Annotated in this window: 24 protein-coding genes; 21 read left to right on the top strand and 3 right to left on the bottom strand. The window is 30.5% G+C overall.

The window, feature by feature from the left end; genetic code table 11:
* The first annotated feature begins 35 nt into the window (after nt 1–35).
* The 20 genes from LY60_RS07970 (at nt 36) to LY60_RS07880 (ending at nt 20,397) form a co-directional block, all read left to right on the top strand.
* On the top strand, nt 36–1,358 hold the full coding sequence (locus tag LY60_RS07970) for a hypothetical protein (protein ID WP_145082240.1): 1,323 nt from the start codon (nt 36–38) through the stop codon (nt 1,356–1,358).
* On the top strand, nt 1,345–3,267 hold the full coding sequence (locus LY60_RS07965) for a phospholipase D-like domain-containing protein (protein WP_145082238.1): 1,923 nt from the start codon (nt 1,345–1,347) through the stop codon (nt 3,265–3,267). Before LY60_RS07970 ends, LY60_RS07965 begins: the two co-directional genes overlap by 14 nt.
* Nucleotide 3,268: 1 nt before the next feature.
* Nucleotides 3,269–6,100 carry a helicase-related protein gene (locus LY60_RS07960; protein ID WP_170226139.1) on the top strand — a complete coding sequence of 944 codons (2,832 nt, stop codon included), beginning with the start codon at nt 3,269–3,271 and terminating at the stop codon, nt 6,098–6,100.
* A 349-nt stretch (nt 6,101–6,449) separates the two neighbouring features.
* On the top strand, nt 6,450–7,553 hold the full coding sequence (locus LY60_RS07955) for a metallophosphoesterase (RefSeq protein ID WP_145082234.1): 1,104 nt from the start codon (nt 6,450–6,452) through the stop codon (nt 7,551–7,553).
* A gap of 201 nt (nt 7,554–7,754) precedes the next feature.
* Nucleotides 7,755–9,893 carry a DUF5050 domain-containing protein gene (locus LY60_RS07950; protein WP_170226138.1) on the top strand — a complete coding sequence of 713 codons (2,139 nt, stop codon included), beginning with the start codon at nt 7,755–7,757 and terminating at the stop codon, nt 9,891–9,893.
* A gap of 21 nt (nt 9,894–9,914) precedes the next feature.
* Nucleotides 9,915–10,433: a 2'-5' RNA ligase family protein gene (locus LY60_RS07945; RefSeq protein WP_145082230.1), complete on the top strand. Its 519-nt coding sequence runs from the start codon at nt 9,915–9,917 to the stop codon at nt 10,431–10,433.
* Nucleotides 10,434–10,656: 223 nt separating this feature from the next.
* A complete protein-coding gene (locus tag LY60_RS07940) occupies nt 10,657–11,523 on the top strand; it encodes a GNAT family N-acetyltransferase (RefSeq protein WP_145082228.1) in 867 nt (288 codons plus the stop codon).
* 299 nt (nt 11,524–11,822) lie between these two features.
* Nucleotides 11,823–12,662: a DUF4037 domain-containing protein gene (locus LY60_RS07935; protein ID WP_145082225.1), complete on the top strand. Its 840-nt coding sequence runs from the start codon at nt 11,823–11,825 to the stop codon at nt 12,660–12,662.
* A gap of 69 nt (nt 12,663–12,731) precedes the next feature.
* Nucleotides 12,732–13,250, top strand: coding sequence for an NUDIX hydrolase (locus tag LY60_RS07930; RefSeq protein WP_145082223.1), 519 nt, complete (start codon nt 12,732–12,734; stop codon nt 13,248–13,250).
* 52 nt (nt 13,251–13,302) lie between these two features.
* Complete coding sequence (locus LY60_RS07925; RefSeq protein WP_145082221.1) at nt 13,303–14,013, top strand: HAD family hydrolase; 711 nt, start codon at nt 13,303–13,305, stop codon at nt 14,011–14,013.
* 25 nt (nt 14,014–14,038) lie between these two features.
* On the top strand, nt 14,039–14,371 hold the full coding sequence (locus LY60_RS07920) for a DUF1801 domain-containing protein (RefSeq protein ID WP_145082219.1): 333 nt from the start codon (nt 14,039–14,041) through the stop codon (nt 14,369–14,371).
* A 342-nt stretch (nt 14,372–14,713) separates the two neighbouring features.
* Nucleotides 14,714–14,839 carry a hypothetical protein gene (locus LY60_RS18325; RefSeq protein ID WP_281291832.1) on the top strand — a complete coding sequence of 42 codons (126 nt, stop codon included), beginning with the start codon at nt 14,714–14,716 and terminating at the stop codon, nt 14,837–14,839.
* Entirely contained in the window at nt 14,817–15,584 is a 768-nt protein-coding gene (locus LY60_RS07915) for a sugar phosphate isomerase/epimerase family protein (RefSeq protein ID WP_145082217.1), read from the top strand. The genes LY60_RS18325 and LY60_RS07915 overlap by 23 nt, the downstream gene beginning before the upstream one ends.
* A 129-nt stretch (nt 15,585–15,713) precedes the next feature.
* Nucleotides 15,714–15,911, top strand: coding sequence for a YbaK/EbsC family protein (locus LY60_RS18115; protein ID WP_212633466.1), 198 nt, complete (start codon nt 15,714–15,716; stop codon nt 15,909–15,911).
* A 189-nt stretch (nt 15,912–16,100) separates the two neighbouring features.
* On the top strand, nt 16,101–17,312 hold the full coding sequence (locus LY60_RS07905) for a nuclear transport factor 2 family protein (protein WP_170226137.1): 1,212 nt from the start codon (nt 16,101–16,103) through the stop codon (nt 17,310–17,312).
* 48 nt (nt 17,313–17,360) lie between these two features.
* Nucleotides 17,361–18,044 (top strand): HAD family hydrolase, encoded by a 684-nt coding sequence (locus LY60_RS07900; protein ID WP_145082213.1) that lies wholly within the window; start codon nt 17,361–17,363, stop codon nt 18,042–18,044.
* Nucleotides 18,045–18,135: 91 nt separating this feature from the next.
* Nucleotides 18,136–18,798: a class I SAM-dependent methyltransferase gene (locus LY60_RS07895; RefSeq protein ID WP_145082211.1), complete on the top strand. Its 663-nt coding sequence runs from the start codon at nt 18,136–18,138 to the stop codon at nt 18,796–18,798.
* Nucleotides 18,799–18,966: 168 nt separating this feature from the next.
* The gene (locus tag LY60_RS07890; protein ID WP_145082209.1) at nt 18,967–19,575 is read left to right on the top strand and encodes a class I SAM-dependent methyltransferase; all 609 of its coding nucleotides are present in this window, start codon (nt 18,967–18,969) and stop codon (nt 19,573–19,575) included.
* 63 nt (nt 19,576–19,638) lie between these two features.
* On the top strand, nt 19,639–20,034 hold the full coding sequence (gene tsaA / locus LY60_RS07885; RefSeq protein ID WP_145082207.1) for a tRNA (N6-threonylcarbamoyladenosine(37)-N6)-methyltransferase TrmO: 396 nt from the start codon (nt 19,639–19,641) through the stop codon (nt 20,032–20,034).
* Nucleotides 20,035–20,094: 60 nt separating this feature from the next.
* Nucleotides 20,095–20,397: a TIGR04076 family protein gene (locus LY60_RS07880; protein WP_145082205.1), complete on the top strand. Its 303-nt coding sequence runs from the start codon at nt 20,095–20,097 to the stop codon at nt 20,395–20,397.
* 89 nt (nt 20,398–20,486) lie between these two features.
* Here the strand turns inward: LY60_RS07880 and LY60_RS07875 are convergent, their stop codons facing one another.
* The 3 genes from LY60_RS07875 to LY60_RS07865 form a co-directional block, all read right to left on the bottom strand.
* A complete protein-coding gene (locus LY60_RS07875; RefSeq protein WP_145082203.1) occupies nt 20,487–21,170 on the bottom strand; it encodes a DUF3298 and DUF4163 domain-containing protein in 684 nt (227 codons plus the stop codon).
* Between the two features lie 234 nt (nt 21,171–21,404).
* A complete protein-coding gene (locus tag LY60_RS07870; protein ID WP_145082201.1) occupies nt 21,405–21,800 on the bottom strand; it encodes a YybH family protein in 396 nt (131 codons plus the stop codon).
* Nucleotides 21,801–22,229: 429 nt separating this feature from the next.
* Nucleotides 22,230–23,438 (bottom strand): EAL and HDOD domain-containing protein, encoded by a 1,209-nt coding sequence (locus LY60_RS07865; RefSeq protein WP_145082199.1) that lies wholly within the window; start codon nt 23,436–23,438, stop codon nt 22,230–22,232.
* A gap of 389 nt (nt 23,439–23,827) precedes the next feature.
* Here LY60_RS07865 and LY60_RS07860 point away from each other — a divergent pair, with 389 nt between their 5' ends.
* Nucleotides 23,828–26,596, top strand: a complete 2,769-nt coding sequence (locus LY60_RS07860; RefSeq protein WP_145082197.1) for an Ig-like domain-containing domain — start codon at nt 23,828–23,830, stop codon at nt 26,594–26,596.
* The last annotated feature ends 7 nt before the right edge of the window (nt 26,597–26,603 follow it).

The raw sequence follows: 26,603 nt of genomic DNA, 5'->3' as shown, positions 1-26,603 counted from the left end.
TTTATAAGATTTGGTAAAAAGGTGGGAGTATATAAATGGGTAACTTTAATCTTACATGGACCAAGTATTCACCATTAGAAAACGAATCAAGCCTACAAGATCCTTTAGCTTTTGATTATTTTGCACAGATACTTGGAAATGTTGTGTTGCCAAGTTTTACTACAAGGACATCAAGAGCGAGATATTACAGCATGGTTTGCTACGGATTACATATTTCTAAGAAATATTTATCATTACAAGGGAGACCTTTTTTTGACAAAGATATTTTAGAGATTTTTAAATTATATGAGAAGTATTGGGCAAGAGCTGTAGTAGAGTCGTATGATGGAAAGCTTTTTGAAAGAGACGGCAAGGAATTGGACTTCAGAGGCAAGAGAGGTGCTTTGAAGGCTCGTTCAGACAGAATGACAACACTTGGAAATGATTTTAAATTCTTGACAAGACAACTTGAATTGGGAGGTCTAGGCGCTTACAGGACAAGCATGGAGGATCTTGATTTAATTGATTACTCTTTAAACTTGACTCATAAGGGTGAGAAATTAGCTGAATTATTTGTTGATCATCATATTTATGATAAATTAGTCTTTAAAGCAATTGATGAACAGAAAGTTATACAAAAAGAAGGAATGGGTTCTCTAAAATCATTTGGTTATCATACACGTTTGGATGGCTTTGAATTTAATGAGAACTATCATATAGATGAAAGAGAACAGATAAGGTTATACATATTGGATAATCCTAAAAATTATATTGCAATAAAAAATATATATAAGTGTTATGATTATGAAAATAACAATGCTATGAAAACAATAGAAAATATAGTAAAGATTGATAGTTCATCAGAGGAAGAAAAGAAAGTAATAGAAGGGTTTAATACAATTCTTTCTTTTGAAACAATAGCAGTAATATTAAATAGGTTATTGTGTGCAATAATAAAATCTGCTGAAGAAAGTTATGGAACAATATCAGTTGCAGAATGTGCATCTTCATGTAAAGAACATTTAGACTATATTTTTGGCAATAAAGTATTAAACCAGCTTGTTACAAAAGTAAATTATAATACAATTTTAGAAAGTTTACATGGACAGTCTTTTTACAATGTCGTATCAAAATATATTAAGCAAGAAAATATTAACTATGAGAAATTTTTAATCGATTTGATTAGGTACCATAATAATATAATGGAAAAAAGAAGAAGCGGAGCATGGGTAGTGCTGGACGGCATGAATATTGTTGTCTTAAGCGGTTATGATTATCCTAAAAAAACTGATGGACTTCTGTATTTGCATAGTTATAAAATCCCAAACATAATTAGGTTGATAAAAGATACAGGGTGGAAGCCAAATGATGAAATATAATGATTTTTTTGAGTTAATTGATAATGGTGGTAATCAACCAATTGCTGCATTGTTCATGACCTATGGTTTTGATGCTGAACTGTTTGAACATCATATTTTACCTTCATTTTTAGGTATAGTTGATGATCCTAATGAAAGTGAACTTAGATACAGATATCAAATCGCTTTAAAGCTAAAAGAAGTTCCTGTAGCTGTTATTTCTGATGCAAAACAATATAATGGAGGGAGGACTTTTCTTTATGATAATATTACAGTATCAACTGAAACTTTTCATCCTAAATGTTATATTTTATTATTTAACAAATTCATGAGAGTTATCATATCATCAGGGAATCTGACAAAATCAGGATTATGTTATAATGCCGAACTGTTGTGGTACGAAGATATTTATTTAAATAAAAACAATTCTTTATCTAGGGAACTTCTTTATATAATTTCATTTATGGAAGATAGATATAATTTAAGCAATATTGAAGCTATTAAAGAAATTAAAAGTTTTTTAATTAAATCAATTTATGTGGAAGGTTACCCTAAAATAACTGCCACTTGTTTTAATGAAAATATATTTTCAAAAGTTTTGCAGGAGATAAAAGAGATGAAGGCAAAGTGCAAGACTCTAACTATAATGTCTCCATTTTTTGAGAATGACAGAGAAAAAGCTTTTGATGGCTCTCTAATCATGTCGTTTTTAAAGCGAATTAAATCAGAATACCCAATATTAAAGATTAATATATGCTTCCCTGCAATCTACAACAAGGAGCAGGATAAATATTTAGTAAGTGTTCCGGAAAATATATTTAAAGAATTATTAAATACATACAAAGATATTAGCTTATATGCTATTCCAAGAGAATGGGATAGGGAAGATAATGAAGAAACTATTGTGAGAACATATCATGCAAAGCTTATATATGCAGAGTTAGAAAATGTTTATAATCTATATTTAAGCGGTTCTGTTAATTTTACTAATAATGCTATGATGTCTAACTTAAATAATTTAAGAAATATAGAAGTTGGAGTAATTAATTATTCGAAAACGAAATTGATATTACCACAATGCACCAAGATTCCGTATAATAAGCTATTGGTCGTTGAAAAAAATGAACCTGAAAACATAATTAACTGTTTTGTAGACAGTGCAGTCTTTGATGGGACAGACCTTACTATTCAAATTAATGTGAATAAGGCAGTAGTTCATTATGAAATAAATTATAATGACCACAATATAAAAACAGTAAATGACGTTGTGAATCAAGTTGTTATTAAGAATTTTTCACTAAAAAAACAGCAGGATTTAAAAATTATATGTCAAAATTTCAGCTTTTATGTGCCTATTCTTATTCCAAATAAAGAAGAAATTATTACTGAAGATTTTAGGTTTTCCTTTGATATAAATATGAAAGATATTATTGATTATCTATCAGGTAGATATAAGAGTATGTCGGAACTAAAAAGGATGAAAGAAATTGTTAGTAGCGACGACCTATACAAGGATAACATTACTATATTTTTCAGGCAAAATCTGCAGAGGTTTTACAAGGCTCTTGATACACTAAGAAAAGGACTTGAAAAGCCATATTATACGGAATATGCATTTATCAATTTTATAAATGAACCCATTGGACTTAAAAACCTGATAAGTTTAATTTTGGAAAACTATAAAGAAAGCAAGGAAAACAAAATTGATACAACTGATGAAGAAACTTTTTTATACCTTGTAGAAATTTGGAATGTTATTGAACATTTATCATATCAAGAGGACTGGGTTAATGAAGATATAAAAAAGAATATTCTTAGTATGTTAATAAAGGAACCAAAGGAAATTATTAAGGCTGTAACAGAAACCGCAACAGGAAATGTTAAGAAGCAGTATCAGATATTGCTTAAGGAATATGGATTGGTGGTGTGAGATGGATGTAAAAGAATTGAATAATATTTTTGATTTATCTAAAAAAACGGATTCAATAACAGCATCACTACAAACAAAGACGTGTGCTGTTTTAATAAACATGCTTGAAAATAGCCCTGGCATGATTCTAGGAGATGATGTAGGAATGGGAAAAACTTATGTTGCTATTGCTACTGCTGCATACTATTTGACTAAGAATCCTGAAAAATCTATTATCATTATCACACCTAGCTGGCAGCTTAATGCAAAATGGTACAAAGAATTAAATAAGTTCTTGGAGGTAAATTTAATAAATATAAATTATCCCTTTAATCCTAATGATATTAAAACTATTAAAGGTGACTACTTGTCATATATACAGGAAATAAAGGAAAAATCAAAGGTTGCTAAAATAATTCTGATTCCTGTAAATGTTTTTGTTTCTATTGGGTGGAAAAATGAGAAGAGTTTCTTTTTGTCATGCTGGTTCAAACATAGACGTTTATGGGGAACAACAAGAGAAAAGGTCTTGAAAGCATTAGGAGGAAATGAAAATATAAAAAGTCCTACTGATTTTTATGATATTGGCATCAGCTATGAAGATATGGATGAATCTTGGTATGAGAACTTGGATAAGGCAAATATTTCAGGTAAAAGCATTGATGATGATACGGTTAGCTATATATGGGAGGAATTGAAGGAATTAAGGTATAAAGCTATTAATTCCGTATTGCCTGATGCCTCGCTGCTTATATTAGACGAAGCACATAATATGAAAAATGAAAATACGGTAAGGAGACAGTCTTTAGAGAGAGTTATTTACAACAAATTTGATAAGGCAATATTTTTAACTGCTACTCCTTTTCAATTGTCTGTTTCTGAATTGAAATCCGTCATGAGATTGTTTGAAGCAGGAAAATCTCCTATGGAATTGAAACAAAAATTTCAACAAAATATTAATTTAATGTTTACCGAAATGCAGAAGTATATTGCTTTAACAAGCGAATTTCAATGTTTTGTTGGTAGGTTGACTGAAGCTGACAATTACATTCTTGAAAAAATGATATGTGGGGAAAATGTTAAAGGTATTAATATTGATATTGAAAATACATATAAATTGTATTTGTCTGTGTATGAGCAAAAGGTTAATTTAGAAAATGTAATGAAAAATGTCATAATCAGAAATGTAAAAAAGAAGGATAAATACAGAAATGAAGTTATAGGTGCTCTTAACAGCGAAGAAAGGACTGGCATACCTCTGTTTAAGGATTCCTTAATCCCTTTTGCTATGGCAGAAAAGGCTATTTTTGAGTTAATGAAAAGAGGAGACCAAACATTTATAGCAAATGCAAAACAAACATTAACTTCTTCCTACAGTTCATCCGTCAACTCATCGCTATATAAGTTAGAAGACTTGCCTTCATTAAATATTCTGAAAAAAATGGATATTGAAAAGCTAGATCATCCAAAAATAAACAGCGTTGTTGATGAAGTTGTTGAAAATCTTAATAACGGAAATAAAACCTTAATTTTTTGCAATAGAATAAAAACTGTAGAAGAGCTTGAAAAAAGAATTTCCGAGCATCTTGATAAAAACTATAATAAGGATATTAAAAGATTGTTTCAGGATAACACGGAAAAGAGTTTTGAAAATTACTACAAAAGATTCTATAACAAGAATGATATTTCTTGGATTTTACTACAGGAAAGTTATATAAATTCTGTACTGATACCAGTAATTAAATTATGCGGCGGAAAAAATAATATTCTGCCAAAAGCTCAATCCATTAAGGATAGCGTTACAAGGTTGTATTTACGATACAATAGATCTGTCAAGGCTAATTACATGTACTTGAAAAGAATTGTTGAGCATCTTGTTTTCAAAGAAGTTTTATCAAAATTTAAGTGGAAAAAGGTCGTTTATGATTTTTCAACAGATTTATTTGATACGGTTAGTAATATACTAAATGAAAATTATATTGAAAACGGAATTTATTTAACTAATGACGATGCAGCTGATGAAAAATATGATAATACTGATGAGAATGAAATAAGAAATATTTCAATAAGTGTTATAAATAAAATTATTACATTTAACGGAATATGGGATAGGTACTCAGATAAACTTAATATGTTAAATCCAAGTGAACGTTACAGTTTAGTATCAGCAATGATTGGATTTTTAAGGGTGGACAAAAGATTTTTGATTGAACTAAGAAATAATATGGTTAAAAATCCTAATAGAAGTGATAACTTTTGTTTAAATAAAACATTTAGAAAGAGAAACATACTTGATTGGGAAAGTGCCTATGGGCGGTTTATAGAAAAATATATTAGTACAGAATCAGAAACTGCAAGAAAAGAAATGATTTTGGGTTTAAAAAGTACTAAAATTGTAGATAAATGCACTGGTGAAACGACTAATGAGCGAAGAGAAAAAATTATGGCTGGGTTCAATACTCCTTTTAATCCAAAAGTTCTCATAGCAACTTCAACCATGTCAGAAGGAATTGATTTGCAGGAAGAATGCAAACGAGTTATTCATTATGACTTAGAATGGAATCCGGCATCTCTTGAGCAGCGTGTTGGGCGTATTGATAGAATTAACAGCTTAATTTCCAAGCTTCAGGTAAATGATGGAAGGGAAACTTTGGATGTATTTTATCCATATATAAAAAACACTATAGACGAAAGTATTTATAGAACTGTGAAGGATAGAGAAAAGTGGTTTAATTTAATCCTAGGTGGTACCCCTCAATGGGACACCTTTGAAATAGACCCGGAAATAACAAGTATTTCTCCAAATGTGTTTAAACAAATACAGATTGATTTGGGTGTTGGATTGGTTAAGTAACGTTTTCAAAAGGTGTGTTTAAGACTAATTGGAGAAGCAATAAAATCTTCTGAGTGGTTGCGCTTATCTTATAGCAAAATTATTTAAAAGTAATCAAAAACACTATTCAAGTATCTACACCGCATGTTGAGAATGTGACGTCTTGTTTTAGAGATTTTAACACAACTTTCCAAGATTTCCCCCCACCTCTAAATTACCTTGTTCATCTTGTGAAAATGTAGGTGACGGAATGAACGGAGGAGAACCATTAGAAGTGGTGAAAAGATACTAAAACTTAAATCAAAAGAATCACTAAAATGACCAATAAATAAAAAAACAACATATTGCAAATGAAGTAGAAGGAAATCATATGAAAACAACTGTAAATAAAATCAATGTACCAAGTGACAGAAGGATTATTGTAACGAGTGATGTTCATGGTCACTACAAGCATCTAAAAAACCTGCTTGAAACGGTAAATTTTTCAGAGGAAGATATACTCTTCATTATTGGTGATATTATTGAAAAAGGTCCCGAAAGTTTAAAGACACTTAGATATGTTATGGATATTTGTAAAAAATATACGGTGTATGTCCTAATGGGTAATGTAGATGCGTGGCGCCTTACTATGTTTGAAGATGACGATGCTGAAAGTAACGAGGAGCTCTTAGACTATATAATATATATGAAAGAACGTTGGGGTGGATGTTTTTTTGCGGATATGTGCGATGAATTAAATTTTTGTATAAGCTCCCCTTCGGATATACCGGAGGCAAAACTAAGAATTAGCAAAAGCTTCAATGACGAATTTGAATTTCTTCGTTCTCTTCCAACAATAATAGAAACACAAAATTTTATATTTGTCCACGGAGGACTGCCGACTGCCGATATTGATTCTCTCGTTGGTGACGATGCATTTAATGTTCTAAAAAATGATGCCTTTATAAATAAAAACTTATACTTTCCCAAATATGTTATAGTCGGTCATTGGCCGGTTACTTTATATGGGGACAAGATAGCATGCTCAAAACCGATTGTAAATCATAATCAAAAAATCATCAGTATTGATGGTGGTTGCGGATTAAAGCGCGATGGTCAACTCAATGCATTAATTATACCCGACATCAATTCTGCTGATTTTACTTTTTCAAGCTATGATGACTTTCCTATCGACATCGCAATGACATCACAAGAGGAGTCTGCAAATTCAGTAAACATCCGCTATACGGATAATAAAATCAAGATTCTCGAGAAAGGTGACGAATTTTCATATGTACAACATATAACCACGGGGTATTGCTTCTATATACTTAACAGTTATATATATAGCTATAGTGAGAATTCGACATGCGATGATTATACAGACTATTGTTTACCTGTGAAAGTAGGAGATGAGCTTTCAGTTATTCAAAAAACTTCCAGAGGCTACTTGGTAAAAAAGGATGGTATCAGCGGATGGTATAGAGGAAGCTAAAGAATGACATATAATAGATAGCATATTACATTTTAAATTATACGTAACATTAGAATAGAGATAAGAGAAGATAAATTATAATATATATAACAAGGGAAATATTTCATAATGTTAGTTTAGCTGTAACAGTATGATTTTTTATTTTTTAATTTATTGTATAAAATTGAGTGAGATTAAACTTGATAAGTTATGGAGGTTACAATGAAGAAACTTGTTATATTTGCTATGATGCTAATGTTTTTGATAACATCATGTTCTATTAACACGCCTAAAACCAACAATGATAATACTGATAACAATGCAGAAGAAAATGTAGTAGAAATAGACAGATCAGAATATTTAACCGGCGAAATAATTACCGATGGTAATTATGAAATTTCATCTGGCGGAATAGGCAGTATTTGTTTTGTTCCTGATAAAGAAAGCAGAGAAATAATTAAAGATAAATATAGTATTTATGATTTGTACTATTTAAATGATGAAAGTTATTTTATATATTATGATAATTTATCAGTCACAGAAAATTTGCCAAAAGATTTAGGAATTTATAAAGTAAAAGTTAAATTTGACTTAAAGAATATTTATAATTACGACAGATTCAATTTAATTGACATAACACTGTTTGATAATATAGGTACAATTTTATATGAGGGCAAAAGTTATGAAACAAATGATTTGGATTTAGATGTTAAAGTTAAAGACAGAGTTTTAGGACTTATTGTTGATTCAGTAGACAAATTTGGAGATGAGGGATTTAGAGTAAGCTTATGCGGTGAAATAGAGACAGAAGGCTATTATAATATTTTTTACGGTGAACTGCACGGCAGAAATTTAGGAATTATATACTATGATGAAAAATATGAAGAATACGTTCCAATGATGATGGGAGAGTGCAATAATAAACAATTATTTTATTTTGTTGATAATAAAGATTTATTCAGTCAATTAGAGGATTATTCATCCTTTGGCAGAGGAAAATTTAAAATCTCAAATTTTCATATAGTTTATAAACATGGTATGGGAAGAGAGCCTTCAGAAATATTAACGGAAATTGTGTCTTTAGATGAAGGCTATAAAAATATGTTTGAAATAACAGATAAAGCTGAAACAAATGTAAATGGCTATAATGACAACTTTGCAATTGTTTCTATTCCAGCAGAATATGATGAAAATAATTATGCGAAATCTTTTGATTATTATTATATAAATAAAAATATCTCTAAAAAAGTGCATTTGTTAACAACTGAAGACAATTATTTTTTAGGTGATGTTATCAGTGAAACAGAATTTGTATTAAAATCAGAAGGATATGATGAAAAAGTCGGCGCTTACGGTGTTCTTAATGAAATCAAATGTAAAATTACAGACCAGGGTGCAGTGCTGACTTACCCATCCATAGCTGCAAATGAAAAAATTGATAAATTTAATTTAAGTGCTATTGATGATAATTATAATCGAATAGCTACTGATGGAAATTACATTTATTATATTGATATAAAGACAAATTATATAAATAGAATTAGGTTAGATGGTACCGGCAATGAAACCATATCTAAACAAAAATGTTATGAATTATATTATTATGATGGAAAATTGTATTTTCAAGGATATAAACAATTAAATTCTTGGATATCTTGCATTGACACAGATGGAGGAAACTATCAAATCATATATGGCGATAAGGAGAAGCTGATAAATAATTTTATAATCCATGATGATATAATTTATATGACAGTATTTGTTGAAGAACAAGAAGCAGGCTACGCCTATGGCTTTTATAAATATAACTTATTAAATGGTGAAATGGAAACATTTGATGATAGCATTGCTTTACCTCAATCGCCTGGTTTACGATTAATAAATGATAAAATATATTATAGAATCGATAGTAAAATTAGAGAATATGACATTAATTCAGGTACGGTAACTGAGTACGATACTGTTATTGATAATATTCAGGAATACAATGATTGCATTTATACTAATTCAAGGTATTCTATTATGAGGCATTCAATGGAAAATATAAGTGAATATGATAAAATATTTGAAATTGATGACGGGTTTTTATTAAGGAAAATCAGTATAATAGATGACTTAATATTCTTTACATATTGCCATGATTATACCAAAGTAGATAAGAGTGGTATTTATGTAGATGTAATGAATATTGATGGAACTAATCGTAAAAATTTGTTCTACTTTGATTATTCAACATTAGGACATTATGCCTTTGATACTATTTATGTATTAAATGATAAGTTGTTTATTATTTCAAGAGACAATGAATATCCAATATTTAAAGTGTTTGATTTTGAAGGTAATGAACTTTGGAGTTTATAAAATCAGAAAGGAGATGTGGTTATGCGTTTTAGAACTATTATGATTTTTCCTGAATTTGAAAATATTGATGTTATTAATGATATCCGTAAGAAATATGACCCATTAGCAGACTTAGTATTGCCTCATATTACCTTGGTTTTTCCTTTTGATAGTGAGTTAACTAATGAGGAACTTAATTTGCATTTGAAAGAGTGTTTAAGTGACATACAACCATTCAAGATGGAATTAGAAGGGTTCAGTAAGCAGATAAATAATTACGGCAATTATTTGTTATTAAATGTAGTACAAGGTATAGATGAAATAAAAAATATTCATGATAGATTATACAAAGGTAGACTAAAACAATTTGATGCAGGCTATGACTATGTTCCACATATGACGGTTGGAAATTTATCATCTATTGATTTGCTTAATAAAGCATTTGATGATGTAAATAAATGTAATGATATATTTAGTACTGTGGTCAAAAAGATATCAGTTGAAATGATTGGTGATAATGAAGAATCAATTATCATAATAGAACATGAGCTAAATGGGTAGTTATATGAAAACGCTAGAACAAATTGTTGAATCAGAAAAATATATTCCTATGACGTATTTAGATTATCAGTTAACTTCATATATCTGCATACACATAACCCAGAAGCAGCAAGTATTTACAGCCAATTAGGTTTTTCAGGCGGAATATTTAAGTCATGGTGGGCAGTAAAGGGAAAACTACCTGAATGGTGCCAACAATAAATCTAAGATCGGAGTCAACAATATGAAAAATATAACCAAAAGGCCATTTATGATTCTTTCAGATTTTATGGCAATATATCAGTTTATGATTGATATTTATGAAAAAGATTGGAGAAATGGAGTTCCAGCTCCATTCTTTGAATATGCGCTTTCCTCTGATTGGTCAGATAAGACAATGAGTCACAGGAATATGATTTGGGAAGCAGATGGCGACATTGTGGGATTCTGTTTCTATGAAAGTCAACTTGGCAAAGCCTTTTTCAGCTTAAGGTCAGGATATGAAGAAATCGCATCTGAGATGATTGAACATGCAGCTAAGGCTCTAATTGATAAGGATGGAAATTTGAAACTCATTATTTTTAAAGGTCAGGATGCTGTGGCTGAGGCGGCCATTGATGCAGGCTTTGAAAAAACTGATGAATATGTTGATATGATTTTTGACTTCAATAAACAGTTAGATTATAAGTTGCCAAAAGGTTTTAGCTTTGTGGAACCCCATAAGTACGATATGGCAAAAGCGTTGATATGCTGCTGGAAAGGTTTTGACCATGAAAAAGAAGGTCCATGGGATGAGAATCTTGATTGCGGATATCATTTATATTATTCACCTCATGCAACGCCACAGTATGATGTAGCAATTCAGAATGAAGATGGCGATTATGTATGCTGGGCTGGAATGTGGTGGACACCGCAAAATCATTTGGCATATATGGAGCCGCTTTGCACAGTACCAGAGTATCGAAAGAAGGGTCTTGCAGCTGCTGCATTATCAGAAATGTATAGAAGAATGAAACCACTTGGTGCAACACATATGACTGGTGGAAGTAATTCATTCTATAGCAAAATTGGATACGAACCAATGATTACATGGACATACTGGAGCAAATAAGAAGTTTATAATGAATATAGTATTGAAGATTGGGTAGCACTGAAAGATTTTTATAGTAGCAAAAAAGTAGGTAAAATATTCAGTGAGGGTATTTAATATTAAATTAGTTATACAAAATTACTTAATAATATGTGGAACCATCCCCACTGGTCTAAAAACATATGGAATTTTTTATAATAGTAAGTTATGATTGTTTTAATGAGCGAAATAATTTGTTGCACATTTGCAGAATAAAACAAACTAAACATTACTTTAATGATAGGAAATTATATTAAAATAATAATTTTCATGGAGATATCATGGCTTATGATACGTATAAAATCATAGATATTTTAATAAGTAATATTTCAGAAATGAGTGAAGTACAATCAATAGGAATATGTGGTAGTAAGAGCTCTTTTCCACGTGCAGGAGAAGGGGATATTGATATTTTTATATATTGTGATATAGTACCTAGTCCTGAAAAAAGACAAGCCATATTAAATCATTTGGGTAACCATGTACAAGAAGTTAAGGTAAATATCTTTGAAGGGGGACATTGGGGAATAGGTGACTTCGTGCTTATAAACGGAATTGAAACTTGGTTAATGTATTTTACAGTAAACGAAACCGTAACAGATGTAGAATCTATACTCAGTGGTAAATACCCAGATAAATTGGATAATTACTACTATCCAATAGGAAGATGCGCCATGTTAAAAAATATCAATATTTTATATGATAAAAGTAATTTTTTAGATAACTTGAAAAAAAGATTATCCAAGTACCCGGATAAACTAGGAAAGATACTTATTCAATACCATTTAGATGAACTTGATGATACCGAAGATTTGGAACGTGCAGTAGTCAGAAAAGATGTACTGTTTTACCACTTTGCTATGGATATTGCAGTTGACCATTTCCTTCAAGCGTTGTTTGCTATTAATAAAGTCTATTTCCCAAGTAGAAAAAGAACACTTGATTTTATTGAAAATTTCAATATTAAACCCGAAGGCTGCAATGAAAAGTTATTAGAGGTTATTAGGTTAGGTGGTTTATCAGAAGAAATTGACCATTCTTTTTCAATATGGAGCGATATGGTAAATGAACTAAAGAAATTGAGTAATATTGGAGAGATAAATTCGCCCTCTTCATTATGATTTATTGGATAATAGGTTTAGGTACTATATTATGAAAAATATTAATTAGCAATTGAAAGGTAGTGTAATATGGCAAGAGAAGTATGGGATGCTTATGATAAAGATGGTAATAAATTAGGATTTGATCTGTTTAGAGATGAACCTATTCCAGAAGGTGTTTATAATATTGTTGTTGAGATTTATACGATAACAGAAAGTAATGAAGTATTGGTGACTCAAAGACATAAAAATAAACTATTTGCTCTAAAGTGGGAAGTGACTGGTGGTTCAGTTTTGAAAAACGAAACACCAGAACAAGGTGCAATCAGAGAACTAAGGGAAGAAACTGGAATAGAAGTAATGAATTCTGATTTGAATTTTGTATACTCTTATAACTATAAGAATTTTCCTTCGATTTATAAATGCTTTATAGTATTCATAAACAAAGAAAAAACAAAAATTCAATTACAAGATGGAGAAACTATAGATTATCGTTATCTACCATATAATGAATTTAAGCAATTCATCCAAACAGATGATTATGTCAGTTTATTAAGAGAACGTTTTTATTTTCATGAAGAGCAATTTGATACTATTATAATTAGATAAGAATGAAATTGCGGAGAATTAAAATATAAATTAGAATTTATGGAGTTGTTTTATGGAAAAAACTAGAGTCATTGTTTTTGATTTATTTGAGACATTGCTTCATGATATTGATTTTAATATTAATTTGGGGTTATCTTATCTACATGAAAATATTTTATCACAAAATACTGATAAAATTGAATTTCTAGATTATGCAGCTACATATTGGAAAGAACTTTATGATAAAAGATGCGAGGATAATTCAGAGCTAGCATTTGAAGAGGAACTTTTAGATTTTAAGAATAAATATGGATTTAAAGTAAATTATCCGCTAGAAGAAATTTTATATAATTGTGCACTTGAAATAAATGCTACGGAATTGTTTGATGACACTATTTCTACTTTAGAACAGCTTAAGTTATTAGGAATTCCAGTTTATTTATTAAGCAATTCCATATTTAAAAAGAATGTAATGAAAAAATTTATAAACCAATATGATCTGGAAAAGTATTTTATTAATATATATTTTAGTGCTGATTATAAAATAAGGAAGCCGCATAAAGATTTATTTAAAATTGTATTTGATGATATTAAAAAGTATGATAATAGCATCGAAATGAGACAAGTTTACTTCGTTGGGGATAATTTTAAAGCTGATGTTTTAGGGGCAGAAAGTTTTGGCTTTACACCAGTTTTTATTAACCGTAAACATGATATTAATAATAATAACAAAAATATTATTGAGATTAAATCTCTAAATGAATTATTAGAAGTAATTAGTTAAAGTCCAATTTGTAGAGGAATAGGCGATGAATGAAGATATTCAGGATTATATTAAAAAATATTGTGTGGACATTCAAGATTATTTTATTGATTTAAGAAAACTAATTATTCAAAGTGTTCCTTGTGAAATTGAAGAAAAATTATGGGCAAAGTTACCGAGTTTTTATGTAGGAGAAAAATTCATACGGATTATTCCATTTAAAGACCATATAAATATTGAAGCAGGAGCTATTTTAGAACATAAACAACAATTAGAGCAATTTAAGATTACACCAAAAGGAATGTTACAGATTTATCTTAACCAGGAAATGCCAGATAATGTTTTAATAACAATTTTTAATGAAACACTTATAGGATAAATTCATTATTTGTAGTACAGCTAATTGAGGCTATGGGATTATATTACATTTACTTTATACATATTACTTGTCCGCTGTTAGAATTAGTTAGAAGGGAAAAAGAGAGAAAAAACAGATGCTAGGGTTCTGCAGAAGCATCTTACCAGTATTTATTTCCAAAAGACGATTATGATTTGACAGTTGATGATCTGTAGAGAGCTGTTCACTACAGATCATTGGTATATTGAATTTTAAGACAATAGTTTACAATTTATAGTAGTTGTTTTAGCATTCTTCAAATGGTACGTCACAATAGTAAATTATTGCGAAATGGATATATATTTCTTATGAGGAGGTTGTTGCATGAACGAAGGTAACATTAGCGATATTACAGACATTAAAAAACTTAATGAAAATGCTTCTATGAAAAGAAATCACAATAATTTTCTCACAGGAGGTAATTGTAATGAAAGAAATAGTATTATGTGACAACGGCGAATATATAAGAGTTGTTGATATATGTAAAAAGTTTAATCTTAATGTAGATATTGATGCATTCCATGACCCTGAATATCTTAATACTTATCCGAATGAAATAAAAAATCAATTAGAAAGTTACAAAAATATAAAAGTCCGCTCAATCCATGGTTCTTTCGCCGATTTGTGCTTTGGAAGTAAAGACAGTCTTATAAGAGAGGCAACAAAAAACAGATTTGAATATTCATATGAAATATCTCGTAAATTAAGTTGTAAAAACATAGTTCTTCATCATGGTTATGTACCTGGAACAAGTTATCCCCCTAATTGGGTTAAAAGAAGTAAAATATTCTGGGATGACTTTTTAAGAGATAAAGATGCTGAAACTGTTTTTTATATAGAAAATCTGCTTGAACATACTCCTGACTTGATTTCTGAAGTAGCATCAGCAGTAAATGATAGTCGTTTGAATATATGTCTTGATATAGGTCATGCTCATTGTAATTCAAAAACATCCGTTTTAGATTGGGTTAAAAAACTTAATAAACAAATAGGATTTGTCCATTTACACAACAATTATGGACAACAAGATGAGCATTTAGGTTTTGAAAAAGGTACAATTGATTTTTTAGAAATTTGCAACGCTTTAGAGGAATATGCTCCAAACTCAATTTGGGGAATAGAAACAAATATAAATGATATGGAAAGTTCAATAATTTGGCTTACAAAAAACAATTTCTTAAAAGTAAAAGTTTAAATATGATTTACTTTAAATAAATAATATTCAAATATTGTGACGCAATTGTAAAAAGTGACATAAGAATTATATATTTAAAATCCGATAAATAGGAATTTGAAGTTAAATAGTTGTAAAGGAATGAACGAAATGAAAACAATGGAAAGTAAACAAGAAATAATAAATCTTTTAAATGTGTTTAATATAGAGTGTAAAGTAATTTCACATGAAGCAGCTTTTACGATTAACGAAATGCTTGCTTTGAATCTCCCTAAAGCTGAATTCGTGGCTAAAAATTTATTTGTTCGACTTAATAAAACAACATGTAAATCAAGTAGAATACATTGATTTTTAATTTTGATCATAGTTAAATTCCAATTTGAAGAGTTGAAAGAATGAGAATACTCTTTGTTTACAATCATGTTTCGATGCTATTAAATAGCATCGAAAATAGTAGAAGAAGACTAATTACCGTTAAACAAAACTTGTTTTATTTGATTATTTGAGGAATGAAAATTAGGGTAAGGGGGAATAACTTTGAAAAACGAAAATACATTACAAAAAACAGTTGACGAGAAATCAGAGATTATTAAAATCCTTCGAAAGTTTCAGAATGGTTATACTGGGAAAGACATAGAAAAAGTTGATGCTTTTGTTGAGGAACTTTTTAAAGATGATGCATGTGTTCTTGGTACTGGAACAGGCGAACTATTTTTAGGTCTTGAACAAGTAAAATCATTGATTATAGGTGACTGGAAATATTGGGGTGATATCAAAATAGATTTAGAAAATGTATATATTAATAATGAAAATACAGTTGCTTGGGTTGCTACTACAGGTAATGTTAAATACACTTTTGAAAATACACAAGAGAAATATGAGAGTTATCTTAATTTTATTAAAAACAAAATTGAAGAATCTGAAATTAAGCCAAAGCAAAAAATTACCTTTATTAATTGGGTATTGGCTCTAGCATATCACCAACGATTAGAGAAAAAAAGAGAATACTTATGGCCACTTAGATTAAGTGGAGTTCTCTTAAAAGATGATGGCAAGTGGAAATTTGCAAATATCCACTTTTCAATTCCAAAGGCAAATTTTCCTGATGAACGTTTTGAGAATTCCAAAGAGTGCATTGAGAGTTATAATAATCAGAATGAAATGGTAGAAAAATACATAAATAATCAGATGACTATAGAAATAAAAACACTATTAAAAAGTTTTGAAAAAGAAATAGTTGGTCAAAAAAATATTTCAAAAGAATTAATTAGTAAATATTTTGTTATGGAGAATAATCCTTATATTATTAGAACAGAAAATCAATGGTGTATTGGAGTAGACCAAATAAAGGAATTTTTTGCTGTGAATAACGATTACATCCTTACTTTAGATCTAGAACATGCTATTGTTTCAAAACATAACAAAGTTACTTGGGTTACAGCTTGCGGTAAATTGAAGCAAACCGTAACAGAGGAAGAACTTTATGAAAAAATTTTAGGTGAACTTGGAAATTTGCTTCAATCAGATATTACATCTGAAGAAAAACTATTCGTTATACATAGAAGTATAGCCTATGCATTAAAGGAAAGTGCTACAGGAGTGGACTATACATATCCGATTAGACTTACTGCAGTAATCTTAGAACATATGGAAAGTCCTATTTTTCAACAGATACATTTTTCATTTCCTTTTCAGTGGATATTTGAGGGTAAAATAGATAGTTTTAAATTAAATAAAAGTGAAACGTAATTTTCTAATACTAAATTCTTTATATAAGGTGATGGGAGAAATATTAGCATGCAGAACATTGAAGCTATATTCTTTGATTTGTTTTTTACTTTAATTATACCTAAATATCATTTACAACAGAATGAAAATGATGTACTAGGATTATCTATTGAGGAATGGGAATTATATGCAAAATATGAAATGATATATAAAAGAAGAGCAATTGGCATTGTGAATAGTCCAGAAGAAATTATCGATGAAATTGTTGATAGCATGCCATTTTCGGTAAGTGAAATGCAGAAAAAGAAATTGTTAGCTTTTAGAAAAGAAAGAATGAAAAACGCACTTATTAATGTAGAATTTGAAATAGTCGAAACAATTCAAAAATTGCGCGATAATGGAATAAAGATAGGTCTAATCAGCAATGCTGATGTTATTGATGCAATGTATTGGCCTGAATCGCCATTATATAATTTATTTAATGATGCTGTATTTTCGTATGAAGTAAAGTGTTTGAAACCTAATTCTGATATCTACAATATTGCTATCCAGAGGATGAATGTTAATCCTGAAAAAAGTGTTTTTGTAGGTGATGGAGGCTCAGATGAATTGTTAGGAGCAAGGAAAGTAGGTATGAAAACTGTATTTACTGAACATTTGGATATTAAAGAACCAAATAAAAGAAATAAAATTATGGAAGGTTCTGATTATCATATTTTGCATTTTTCAGAATTGACTGACTTGTTTTTATAACTGAAAATTAACATATTCATTTTTCAGTTATATATAAATGTTCTTATATTGTTATGTAGACGTAAAATAATACAAATTATTAGGGGGACTAATGAATATTAAATGGGAGCAAGAATGGGATAAAATATATAAAGACCAAGGAGAAGTTCAATTTGATATACTGCCAACGGTTAAAGTAGCGACAGATATTTTTAAGAGAAATGGCAGTAAAAGTGTAATGGATTTAGGCTGTGGTACAGGAAGGCATTCAATATACCTTGCAGAACAGGGCTTCAAAGTATATGCAACTGATATTTCTGAAACTGGATTAGAAATAACTAAATCAAAGGCTGAAAAACTGAATTTGAGTAATATTGAGTTTATGCAACATGATATGAGAGATATATTATATGATAATAATACATTTGATGGAGTCTTATGTGTATGGACAACAGGACATGGAACATTGGATGACTCTCGTAAAAATATTAATGAAATATACAGAGTGTTAAAACCTAATGGAATAGTAGTTATTGATTATGTTTCAATATATGATGAAAACTATGGTAAAGGTAGAGAGATAGAAAAAAATACTTTTATTAATAATGTTGAAGGTGAAGAAAACATTCCACACCATTATTCAACAATTGAAGAATTAAAAGAATTATATTCGAATTTTTCTCATATTGAGATAACACCAGTAGATTATCACTTTTATGATAATTATGGGGAGAAGCACACTATAAGTGCATTTGTGGTAATCTCAAGGAAATAGCTTCTTCACAAAAAGATATAATTGAGAAATTTATATTAGAATATAGTAAGTAAAATTTATGTTTCAAGTTTTTTGTTTAGTAATTTAAGGGTTGTTAAGCAGATTTTATTATCAAACTGATATTCTTTATAAATTTAAATGTTTTAAAAGGAAAGGTGGCGGTCGTTATTGGGTAAAAAGAAAAGAGATAGTGTGCTTCTGTTCAATTCCATATCACATATATATGGATTGTTTTATAAAATTCAAAAAAAACGGTTTAAAGATGTAATAGAAATTGTTAAAAAGGAGCTTGATATTAGAGAATTCAAGACGATTCTGGATGTGGGATGCGGGACGGGTGCCTTGTGTTCAGTTTTAAATGATATGGGGCTAAAGGTGACAGGCGTTGATCCTGCTGAAAAAATGCTGAATATTGCAAGAGAAAAGCCTGAAAATAAAACGGTTAGCTTTGCCAAGGCTAATATTCTTGAGAGATTGCCTTTTGAGGATAAATTATTTGAGGCTTCAATTGCTTCTTATGTGGCTCATGGCATGGGGCAGGAAGAGAGAAAATTGATGTATGCCGAAATGAGCAGGGTAACAAAATCTAAAGTAATAATCTATGATTATAATGAAAAAAGATCTCTCCCGACCACAATCATTGAATGGTTAGAAGGCGGAGACTATTTCAATTTCATAAAAAATGCTGAATCAGAAATGAGAGAGTGTTTTTCTGATGTTAAGACTGTATACGTGGGCGTAAGGGCAACCTGGTATATTTGTACGCCAAAAGCGTAAGATTTAAATAAGTTTTACAATAAAATTATCAGCATTATTTGGAGAAGGGTGGATAATAATAAAATGGAAATTAATATGAAACCAATTGGGTATATCAGGACTGATTACAATGATGATTCTGATATACCAAGACAATCTATTAATAATATGAAAGAAAAAGGCACGATAGAAATATTGGATGAATTTAAGGATGGAATAAAGGATATTGAAATAGGGTCATATATAGTTGTTTTGTTTTATTTTCACAAATCAGAGTATCAACATTTGATTTCTAAAAAACGCAATAATGCCGGTATTTATTCAACAAGATCGCCACATAGGCCTAATGGCATAGGAATGTCTGTCGTGAAGATAATTAATATTGAAAATAGCAAATTGGAATTTCTTGGTGTAGATATGCTGGATGGTACTCCAGTTTTAGATATTAAACCATATATTGAAGATTTGAATTCCATATGAAATAGTTTACTGCAGCGTTGGATTTTTTATTGCGCTGCGAGAGGGTTAGGAGAAATAGATATGAAAAATGTGAAAATAACAGTGATGAAACAAACAATTTATCAAGATTTGATAGACAAATATGAAAATCCTTTGCTTCACGCCTGCGATATGGAGATTGGGCAAGTTTTTGTTGCTAATGGTTGGCAAAAGCCTGAAGGATTGTGCGACAGCGCATGGGAAAGCATGTCTGCGTTTGTGATGACACTAGCCCACGGCGGAGAAGACATCTACGAAGGTTGGATGAAGAATAAAAAATCAGCAATGATATCTTGTAATGATGGCTTCCGTCCTGTGAGCTTTTTGATTGAAACACTGGAGTAACCGTATCATCAATTTATAGTGATAAAAACAGAGCCTTTGCAAAAATGCTCTGTTTTTTGTTATGCAAATTTTCATTTTGAGCCATTCATTTAACAAGACGGATACCAGCCAATAATCTCATATGGTATTGTAAATTCTACAATGCCTGTGGAATATGGCGCTATGTCATATTGTTGATAATATATGTTCATGCCATAGGGAGTTAAAAAGTAGCTGTCTGGGTTGAAATTCTGTATTATTAAATTTTTATAATCTTCAAAGTAAATGCCTGGATTTTGATTTAAATTTTGTTCTGCTTGTTTTGTTATTTCATTTATCAATAAATTCATGTAATTTGTACCGCTGTAAAAATAGCAATACATTGGAATATATGTCCCCTGGCATGTTTCCCAGGTATCAGAGCTTCTGATTGTGCTGCCGTGGGCCCCGCCTGTAAATTCATATTTATCTTTATAAAGGCTTAAGAAGCAGTTATCATTGTATGTTATGTTGTATTCCATAATTGCTTCATTCACATGAAATGGGAAATTGTTAGTTTGAGAATCACGATAGTATTCAATTGCATTGTTGTACAGTTTTCTTGAAACATAATTATAATATTCTCTAATCTGCATGTTTATCATGTTGTTAATATTATCTTCAGCTGACTTGTTATGTGGTATATTTATCAATGGATATTTAATATTAAGTGTTAGAATTACACTGTTGTTATATCTAAAGTTTCTTTTGAATTCATTCATTTCAACGATTGCAGTGCAACATGGTTTTTTCATTTACATCCCTCCTGCACTATATTATGTAATTAATAAAAAAGTGTACTTTTAAAAAGTGAGCAGGAAAAAGGTCTGATGGAGGAGAATTAGAAGGTCAAGAATAAGATTCTGAAAAACAAAAATCCATGTTGTGGATTTTGTCACACAGCATGGATTTTTGTTTAATCTCAAATGCTGTTGGAAAAAGTTCGCCAATTAGCATACTACTGGCCACCTTATTATTTTTTATCCATCTTATTCCATTGGTGGCGGATATAGTTTCATGTGTGACTCAATTGCGAGCCAACGTTCGCCAGCCTTTTTATTTATCAAAATGTGATTGCCTTTTAAAACAGGGTTACCCCCAGGCAAAACCAATTCAATGGGCACACGAATAACAGAAAGTTCAGGAGTCAGCATTCTGATACTAATGTTTTCATTTTCAAATTTCATTGAAATGCCAGGCATTTGTTTGAAAACTTCATTAAAAGATTCTTCGAGCTCAGCCTTTCCGTTACACACAACTCCTGAGTAATCTACCTCAACTATATCATCTGCGTAATGAGAAACGAGCCCTTTTACATTTCCATCATTAAAAGCATCAATTGCATCTTTGTATCCTTTTAAGATTGTCTGTTCTAAATTAGACATTATTTTTCAACCTCCTTTTTAAACCTGTTGCATACATTTACAATTCAACAAATTTGAAAAACCTGGATACTCATGAACCATAATCAAGACGTTCATGAATGTACTTTTTATATACATGCCTATCATGCCTGGTTTTGTTTCTACAAAACCTTCAAGTTGATAACTCTACAATAATTATAGTTAATCAAAACATAATTGGCGTATTCATGCAAACTTAAAGCGTACAATATACATGAAATATTTTCCAAAACATATGTACCCATTTTAATACAACTTAATCATAATTTTATTGAATATTAAATGGTCCTGAAGGTGTTATTATACGACCGGATTTGTAAATTTCAGAAGGTGTGTTTTGGGGCAAGATATAAAATAAAACAAGGGAAGATCCTATTTTTAGGTTCTACCCTTGTAAAATTGCGTTGGCTTTTAATAACTTAGCTTCCTTACCCACATAAGTGCTTTTGTATACAAACTCATGAATTTTTCCTGAGTTATTCCTAAAGCTTTTTTATTAACCCCAAAACTTTTCCATTTTAATAATTCAAAGTTAATAACCATGTCAAGCACATTTCTTATTTCATTGTCTGCACCAAGCAATGCATCTTTGACATCATCGGTCAAGCTTATTTCATCTACAATTATATTCATGTCTTTGTTTAACAAAACATCAATGGAGGAAAACATTCCAGTCATAAAATATTCCAATCTCTTATCATCCATTCCTGTTTCTGTTGCCAGCAGCTCCATGAATTTTGCTCTAATAAAACAGGTTTTTATCAGTTCTTTATTTTCTATAATTTGTATATCCTTGAGCATCATTACATAAATCCATTTTCTGATTTCAAGTATGCCTAATTGAACTAATGCTTGTTTTATAGACAGTATCTTATTTCTTGATCCAAAGAAAGCAGAATTGGCTAGTTTTAACAATCTATAAGATAAGCCTAAATCCGATTCAATAATCTCAGTAATTTGCTGGTAATCCGGTTCATTATTGTTTAATAAACTCATAATTTTAATCAAGTTTATATTTAAGCTGTCTATTTCTTTACCTTTAATAATCACAGGCTTGCTGAAAAAATAACCTTGGAAATAATCGTATCCCATATCAACAGCTAATTGGTATTCTTCCCTTGTTTCAACCTTATCTGCTATAAACTTGATTTTATTCTTGTATTGTTTTATTAATTGACGTTGTTTTAAGTAATTTACAGCGGAAAATTCTATTTTAACAATATGCGCAATTTCCATGAGAGGTAAGTAGGATTCTTTGCTGATGACAAAATCACCAAGAGCTATTGTATAACCTTTTTCTCGCAATTTTTTGCATGCGTGGATTACATTTTCGTTAATTTCAACATTTTCCAATACTTCCACAACTACTGAGTCAGCAGGTAATAACAAAGGTATTTCCTCTATGAGAAGTTTTTCGGAAAAATTTATAAAGGCCTTTGTTTCATCTGTTAGTTCGTGAATATCCATAGTTAAAAAGGCATTACTGATTAGCTCAGCTGTTATCTTATTATCATCAGTTCGTTCAGTAAAATTGTTTATACTTCCGCGATATAGTAATTCATATCCAATTACATTCATATTGCTATCAAATATGGGCTGACGAGCTACATATACATCCATTAATAAATCCTTCCAATCTTTAAAGTATTTATTTTCAACATATAAGAAAATATTGCGTTTAGGAAACTATTTATTTTATTATAACACAACTTTTTCCAATTTAATACAAAATTTTCATATGAAATATCAAGCATTTAGCTGTAATTGCTAATGCTTAAATATTTAATCTATTTTTGAGAAAATCTTTATTTGTTTTTACCTCGAAATTAAAGTGCCGAAGAATCTATTATAATAAAAATATTGTACATAGAAACAATTAGTGATATAGTATAGAAAACGATATCATTGTGTGATTTACTATATTATATTGGTGTAACATCTTCAAAATATGCAAAAGCTAGCCTTAACAAATCTAAAACTAATAAAATAGTCAAGGAGAATTTAAGAACATGAGAAATTTAAGAAAATTAACCGCAGCAGTTCTAGTAGTAGTATTAGTGCTTACTTCAATGACTACTGTATTTGCAGCTGATTCAGCTAATGTTGCAAATGCTGACAAAGCTGCAACATTGAAGGATCTTGGTCTATACTCAGGTCAGGATGCAAATGATCCTAAAGTTGGACTGGAAAATGCTTTGACTACACAGGATTCATTAATATTTTTAGCGAAGTTATTTGGTTATAATGAGGCAGCTAATAAATTATCAGCTGACCAAGTAGCTGAAGCATTAGCTAAATTTGATGATGCTGCAAGTATATCAGATTATGCTAAAAATGTAGTAGCATATTCAACAGCAAATGGAATTTTAAGCGGTTCAGCCAATAAAGACGAATTGTTTGTTGGTGCTAAGGATACTGTTACAGCTGCCAGATTTGCTACATTCATGCTCAGGCAAATGGGTTATACTGTTCCGGATTTCAGAGAATCAGTTGCTAAGCTTGCAGAAACTAAAGGAAGCAAAATTGATGCAACTATAACCGGTGATTTAACCAGAGATGCAGCAGTTGGCATAATGTATGGTGCTTTGACGGCTGAAAAGGCCAGTGGAAAAACAGTTATCGCTGATATCGTTGGAGACAATAATAATTTAAAGGCAAAGGCTGAAAAACTTGGTTTAATAGCTCACAGCGGCACAAGCGGCGGTGGTTCGGAAGAATTAAGAGTTGTATCTGTTAATACATTAAACAATAAACAGCTGGAAATAAAGTTCAATCTTCCATTGGATAAATCTTCAGCTCAAGAAGAGGCATACTACACAGTTAAAGATAAGGGTATTGATGAAAAGATTCTAACTGATTACAGCTGCAAATTGAGTGATGACATGAAGACTGTTGTCGTAACTCTTGATAGTACAGTTGATGATTGCTTGACAAACTCATCCACAGCAAAAGTTATGATAAGTAAGGACATTATGGCTGCAAATGGGAAAAAATTAAATGCAGATAAAGAATTTGAAATACAAGTACAGGATGGTATATTACCTACAGTTAAAGAAATTACGGCTACAGGTGAGAAAAATATAAAAATTACTTTTTCAGAGCCGGTATACGAAGGTAATAATACAACAACATTAAGTAATAATCTTTTTGCTGTTAAAAGCGGAACATATTCATACTATGTTCAAAAAGCTGAACTAAATCTTGATGAGATAAATTTAGAGCTTGGAACCAAGCTTATTGAAGGACCTGTCACTGTTACGGTTAATGATGCCGGTCTTCAGGGCAATGCCATACAGGATTATGCAGGATATAAAGTATTTAAGGGTGAACATACATTTAATTACGTTAAAGACAATTCAGTATCGGTGGTAAGTGTTAAGACAGCAATAGGAAATAAGGTAGTCCTTAGTTTTTCGAAGCCTGTTAAGGGTTCAAACATCAAGTTGTATCATTCAGTAAAGAACAATGAGGACTATAAGTCAGAAGCTACATCTGCTGACTATGCAAATGAAATTACATTTCCATTCAATAATTTATTGCAAAACGGATCACTTTACCTCTACCTGGTGAACAGCGGAATTGAAGGTGAAAAGATAGTTGATGCTTACGGTATAAAAGTGCCAGATCAGGTTCTGACTTGCACTGTTGAGGATGATACTGCTGCTCCCGTTGTCAGACATTACATTATGAACAATAATGAAAGCATCAAGATTGAATTTGATGAAGAACTTGACAGAGAAGTTGCACAAAATCCAGATAGCTATTCAGTTAAAAGACTTTCAGACAATGAAGAAGTACCTTTTTCAGTTGTGATGGATGATTCAATGAAATCAGTTGAACTTAAATACAATTATAAATTAGATGATAATACTGAATATCAGTTATTGATCAAAAATTACATGGATATTTTCGGAAATGCAAATGTATCTGATTATGAACATGCTTTTACAACTGGTGACAATACATATCCTATAGTACTAGATAGTCAGCAGAGTGATGAAAGTTGTTATGCAGTGGCTGAAAAGGGAAGAATTTTCATTATATACTCTGAACCTATGAATGAATCACAAATGCTTGATAAGTCAAATTATCAGGTATCAATTGACGGCGGCGATACCTATAATGATTTAGGGAATTATGATACAATCATCAAAGTTAGTGAAAGCAAAGTACAAATTTATGTAAAGAATTTTGAGTGTAATAATGATAGTATCGCTCCTTTTGTAAAGATAGCCCCAATCATGGATCTTGCAGGAAAAAGATTGTATGGCAGTGTTGATTCTCACATTGTTGAAGGAATAGGGCCGGAGAATGTTTACATTGAAGAGGCTCAATTAGTTGTAAAGAATAAGATTAAGTTTGTATTTAACAAGAAGATGGGAAGTACATCTGAGAACGACATAGAATTTAGTACTTATGCTAACGCAACAACGTCCAGTTCAATAAGAGTGTTATCCTGTGAATCAACTGCTGTAAATTCTGATGGAAAAACAGAAATGGTTTTGATTCTAAACCAGGATTTATCACCTGATGGAAGAGATGAGGCGGGAAATGAGATTTTTATTTCTACTATTAATGATCCGTCTTCAGAGTCAGAGTCTGGCACCAGGCTGGAACCTAATCGCCCCATACCACTAAATGTTATGACTCCTCCTGAAACTGCTAAGAGGTATTATGACATTGATGAATCAACGGGTGCTGTACCTAAGGTTGTTGCTGGTGGTAATATTAAATTTAAGTGCGAGGTTGCTTTTTTGAGGACAAAAAAAGCAAGTTAGAAAAACC

This window comes from Sedimentibacter saalensis (genome assembly GCF_007830175.1).
Lineage (GTDB): Bacteria > Bacillota > Clostridia > Tissierellales > Sedimentibacteraceae > Sedimentibacter > Sedimentibacter saalensis.
The sequence above is the reverse complement of the archived record's forward strand: the minus strand, read 5'-3'. Positions and strand labels throughout refer to the sequence as shown.

What these genes read in the sequence shown, in the direction of transcription:
- LY60_RS07895 (WP_145082211.1), top strand. Translation starts at nt 18,136, where the DNA reads ATGAATATTAAATGGGAGCAAGAATGGGATAAAATATATAAAGACCAA.
- LY60_RS07870 (WP_145082201.1), bottom strand. Translation starts at nt 21,800, where the DNA reads ATGTCTAATTTAGAACAGACAATCTTAAAAGGATACAAAGATGCAATT.
- LY60_RS07860 (WP_145082197.1), top strand. Translation starts at nt 23,828, where the DNA reads ATGAGAAATTTAAGAAAATTAACCGCAGCAGTTCTAGTAGTAGTATTA.
- LY60_RS07875 (WP_145082203.1), bottom strand. Translation starts at nt 21,170, where the DNA reads ATGAAAAAACCATGTTGCACTGCAATCGTTGAAATGAATGAATTCAAA.
- LY60_RS07945 (WP_145082230.1), top strand. Translation starts at nt 9,915, where the DNA reads ATGCGTTTTAGAACTATTATGATTTTTCCTGAATTTGAAAATATTGAT.
- LY60_RS07925 (WP_145082221.1), top strand. Translation starts at nt 13,303, where the DNA reads ATGGAAAAAACTAGAGTCATTGTTTTTGATTTATTTGAGACATTGCTT.
- LY60_RS07865 (WP_145082199.1), bottom strand. Translation starts at nt 23,438, where the DNA reads ATGGATGTATATGTAGCTCGTCAGCCCATATTTGATAGCAATATGAAT.
- LY60_RS07950 (WP_170226138.1), top strand. Translation starts at nt 7,755, where the DNA reads ATGAAGAAACTTGTTATATTTGCTATGATGCTAATGTTTTTGATAACA.
- LY60_RS18325 (WP_281291832.1), top strand. Translation starts at nt 14,714, where the DNA reads ATGAACGAAGGTAACATTAGCGATATTACAGACATTAAAAAACTTAAT.
- LY60_RS07900 (WP_145082213.1), top strand. Translation starts at nt 17,361, where the DNA reads ATGCAGAACATTGAAGCTATATTCTTTGATTTGTTTTTTACTTTAATT.
- LY60_RS07930 (WP_145082223.1), top strand. Translation starts at nt 12,732, where the DNA reads ATGGCAAGAGAAGTATGGGATGCTTATGATAAAGATGGTAATAAATTA.
- LY60_RS07955 (WP_145082234.1), top strand. Translation starts at nt 6,450, where the DNA reads ATGAAAACAACTGTAAATAAAATCAATGTACCAAGTGACAGAAGGATT.
- LY60_RS07965 (WP_145082238.1), top strand. Translation starts at nt 1,345, where the DNA reads ATGATGAAATATAATGATTTTTTTGAGTTAATTGATAATGGTGGTAAT.
- tsaA (WP_145082207.1), top strand. Translation starts at nt 19,639, where the DNA reads ATGGAAATTAATATGAAACCAATTGGGTATATCAGGACTGATTACAAT.
- LY60_RS07935 (WP_145082225.1), top strand. Translation starts at nt 11,823, where the DNA reads ATGGCTTATGATACGTATAAAATCATAGATATTTTAATAAGTAATATT.
- LY60_RS07940 (WP_145082228.1), top strand. Translation starts at nt 10,657, where the DNA reads ATGAAAAATATAACCAAAAGGCCATTTATGATTCTTTCAGATTTTATG.
- LY60_RS07880 (WP_145082205.1), top strand. Translation starts at nt 20,095, where the DNA reads ATGAAAAATGTGAAAATAACAGTGATGAAACAAACAATTTATCAAGAT.
- LY60_RS07915 (WP_145082217.1), top strand. Translation starts at nt 14,817, where the DNA reads ATGAAAGAAATAGTATTATGTGACAACGGCGAATATATAAGAGTTGTT.
- LY60_RS07970 (WP_145082240.1), top strand. Translation starts at nt 36, where the DNA reads ATGGGTAACTTTAATCTTACATGGACCAAGTATTCACCATTAGAAAAC.
- LY60_RS07960 (WP_170226139.1), top strand. Translation starts at nt 3,269, where the DNA reads ATGGATGTAAAAGAATTGAATAATATTTTTGATTTATCTAAAAAAACG.
- LY60_RS07920 (WP_145082219.1), top strand. Translation starts at nt 14,039, where the DNA reads ATGAATGAAGATATTCAGGATTATATTAAAAAATATTGTGTGGACATT.
- LY60_RS18115 (WP_212633466.1), top strand. Translation starts at nt 15,714, where the DNA reads ATGAAAACAATGGAAAGTAAACAAGAAATAATAAATCTTTTAAATGTG.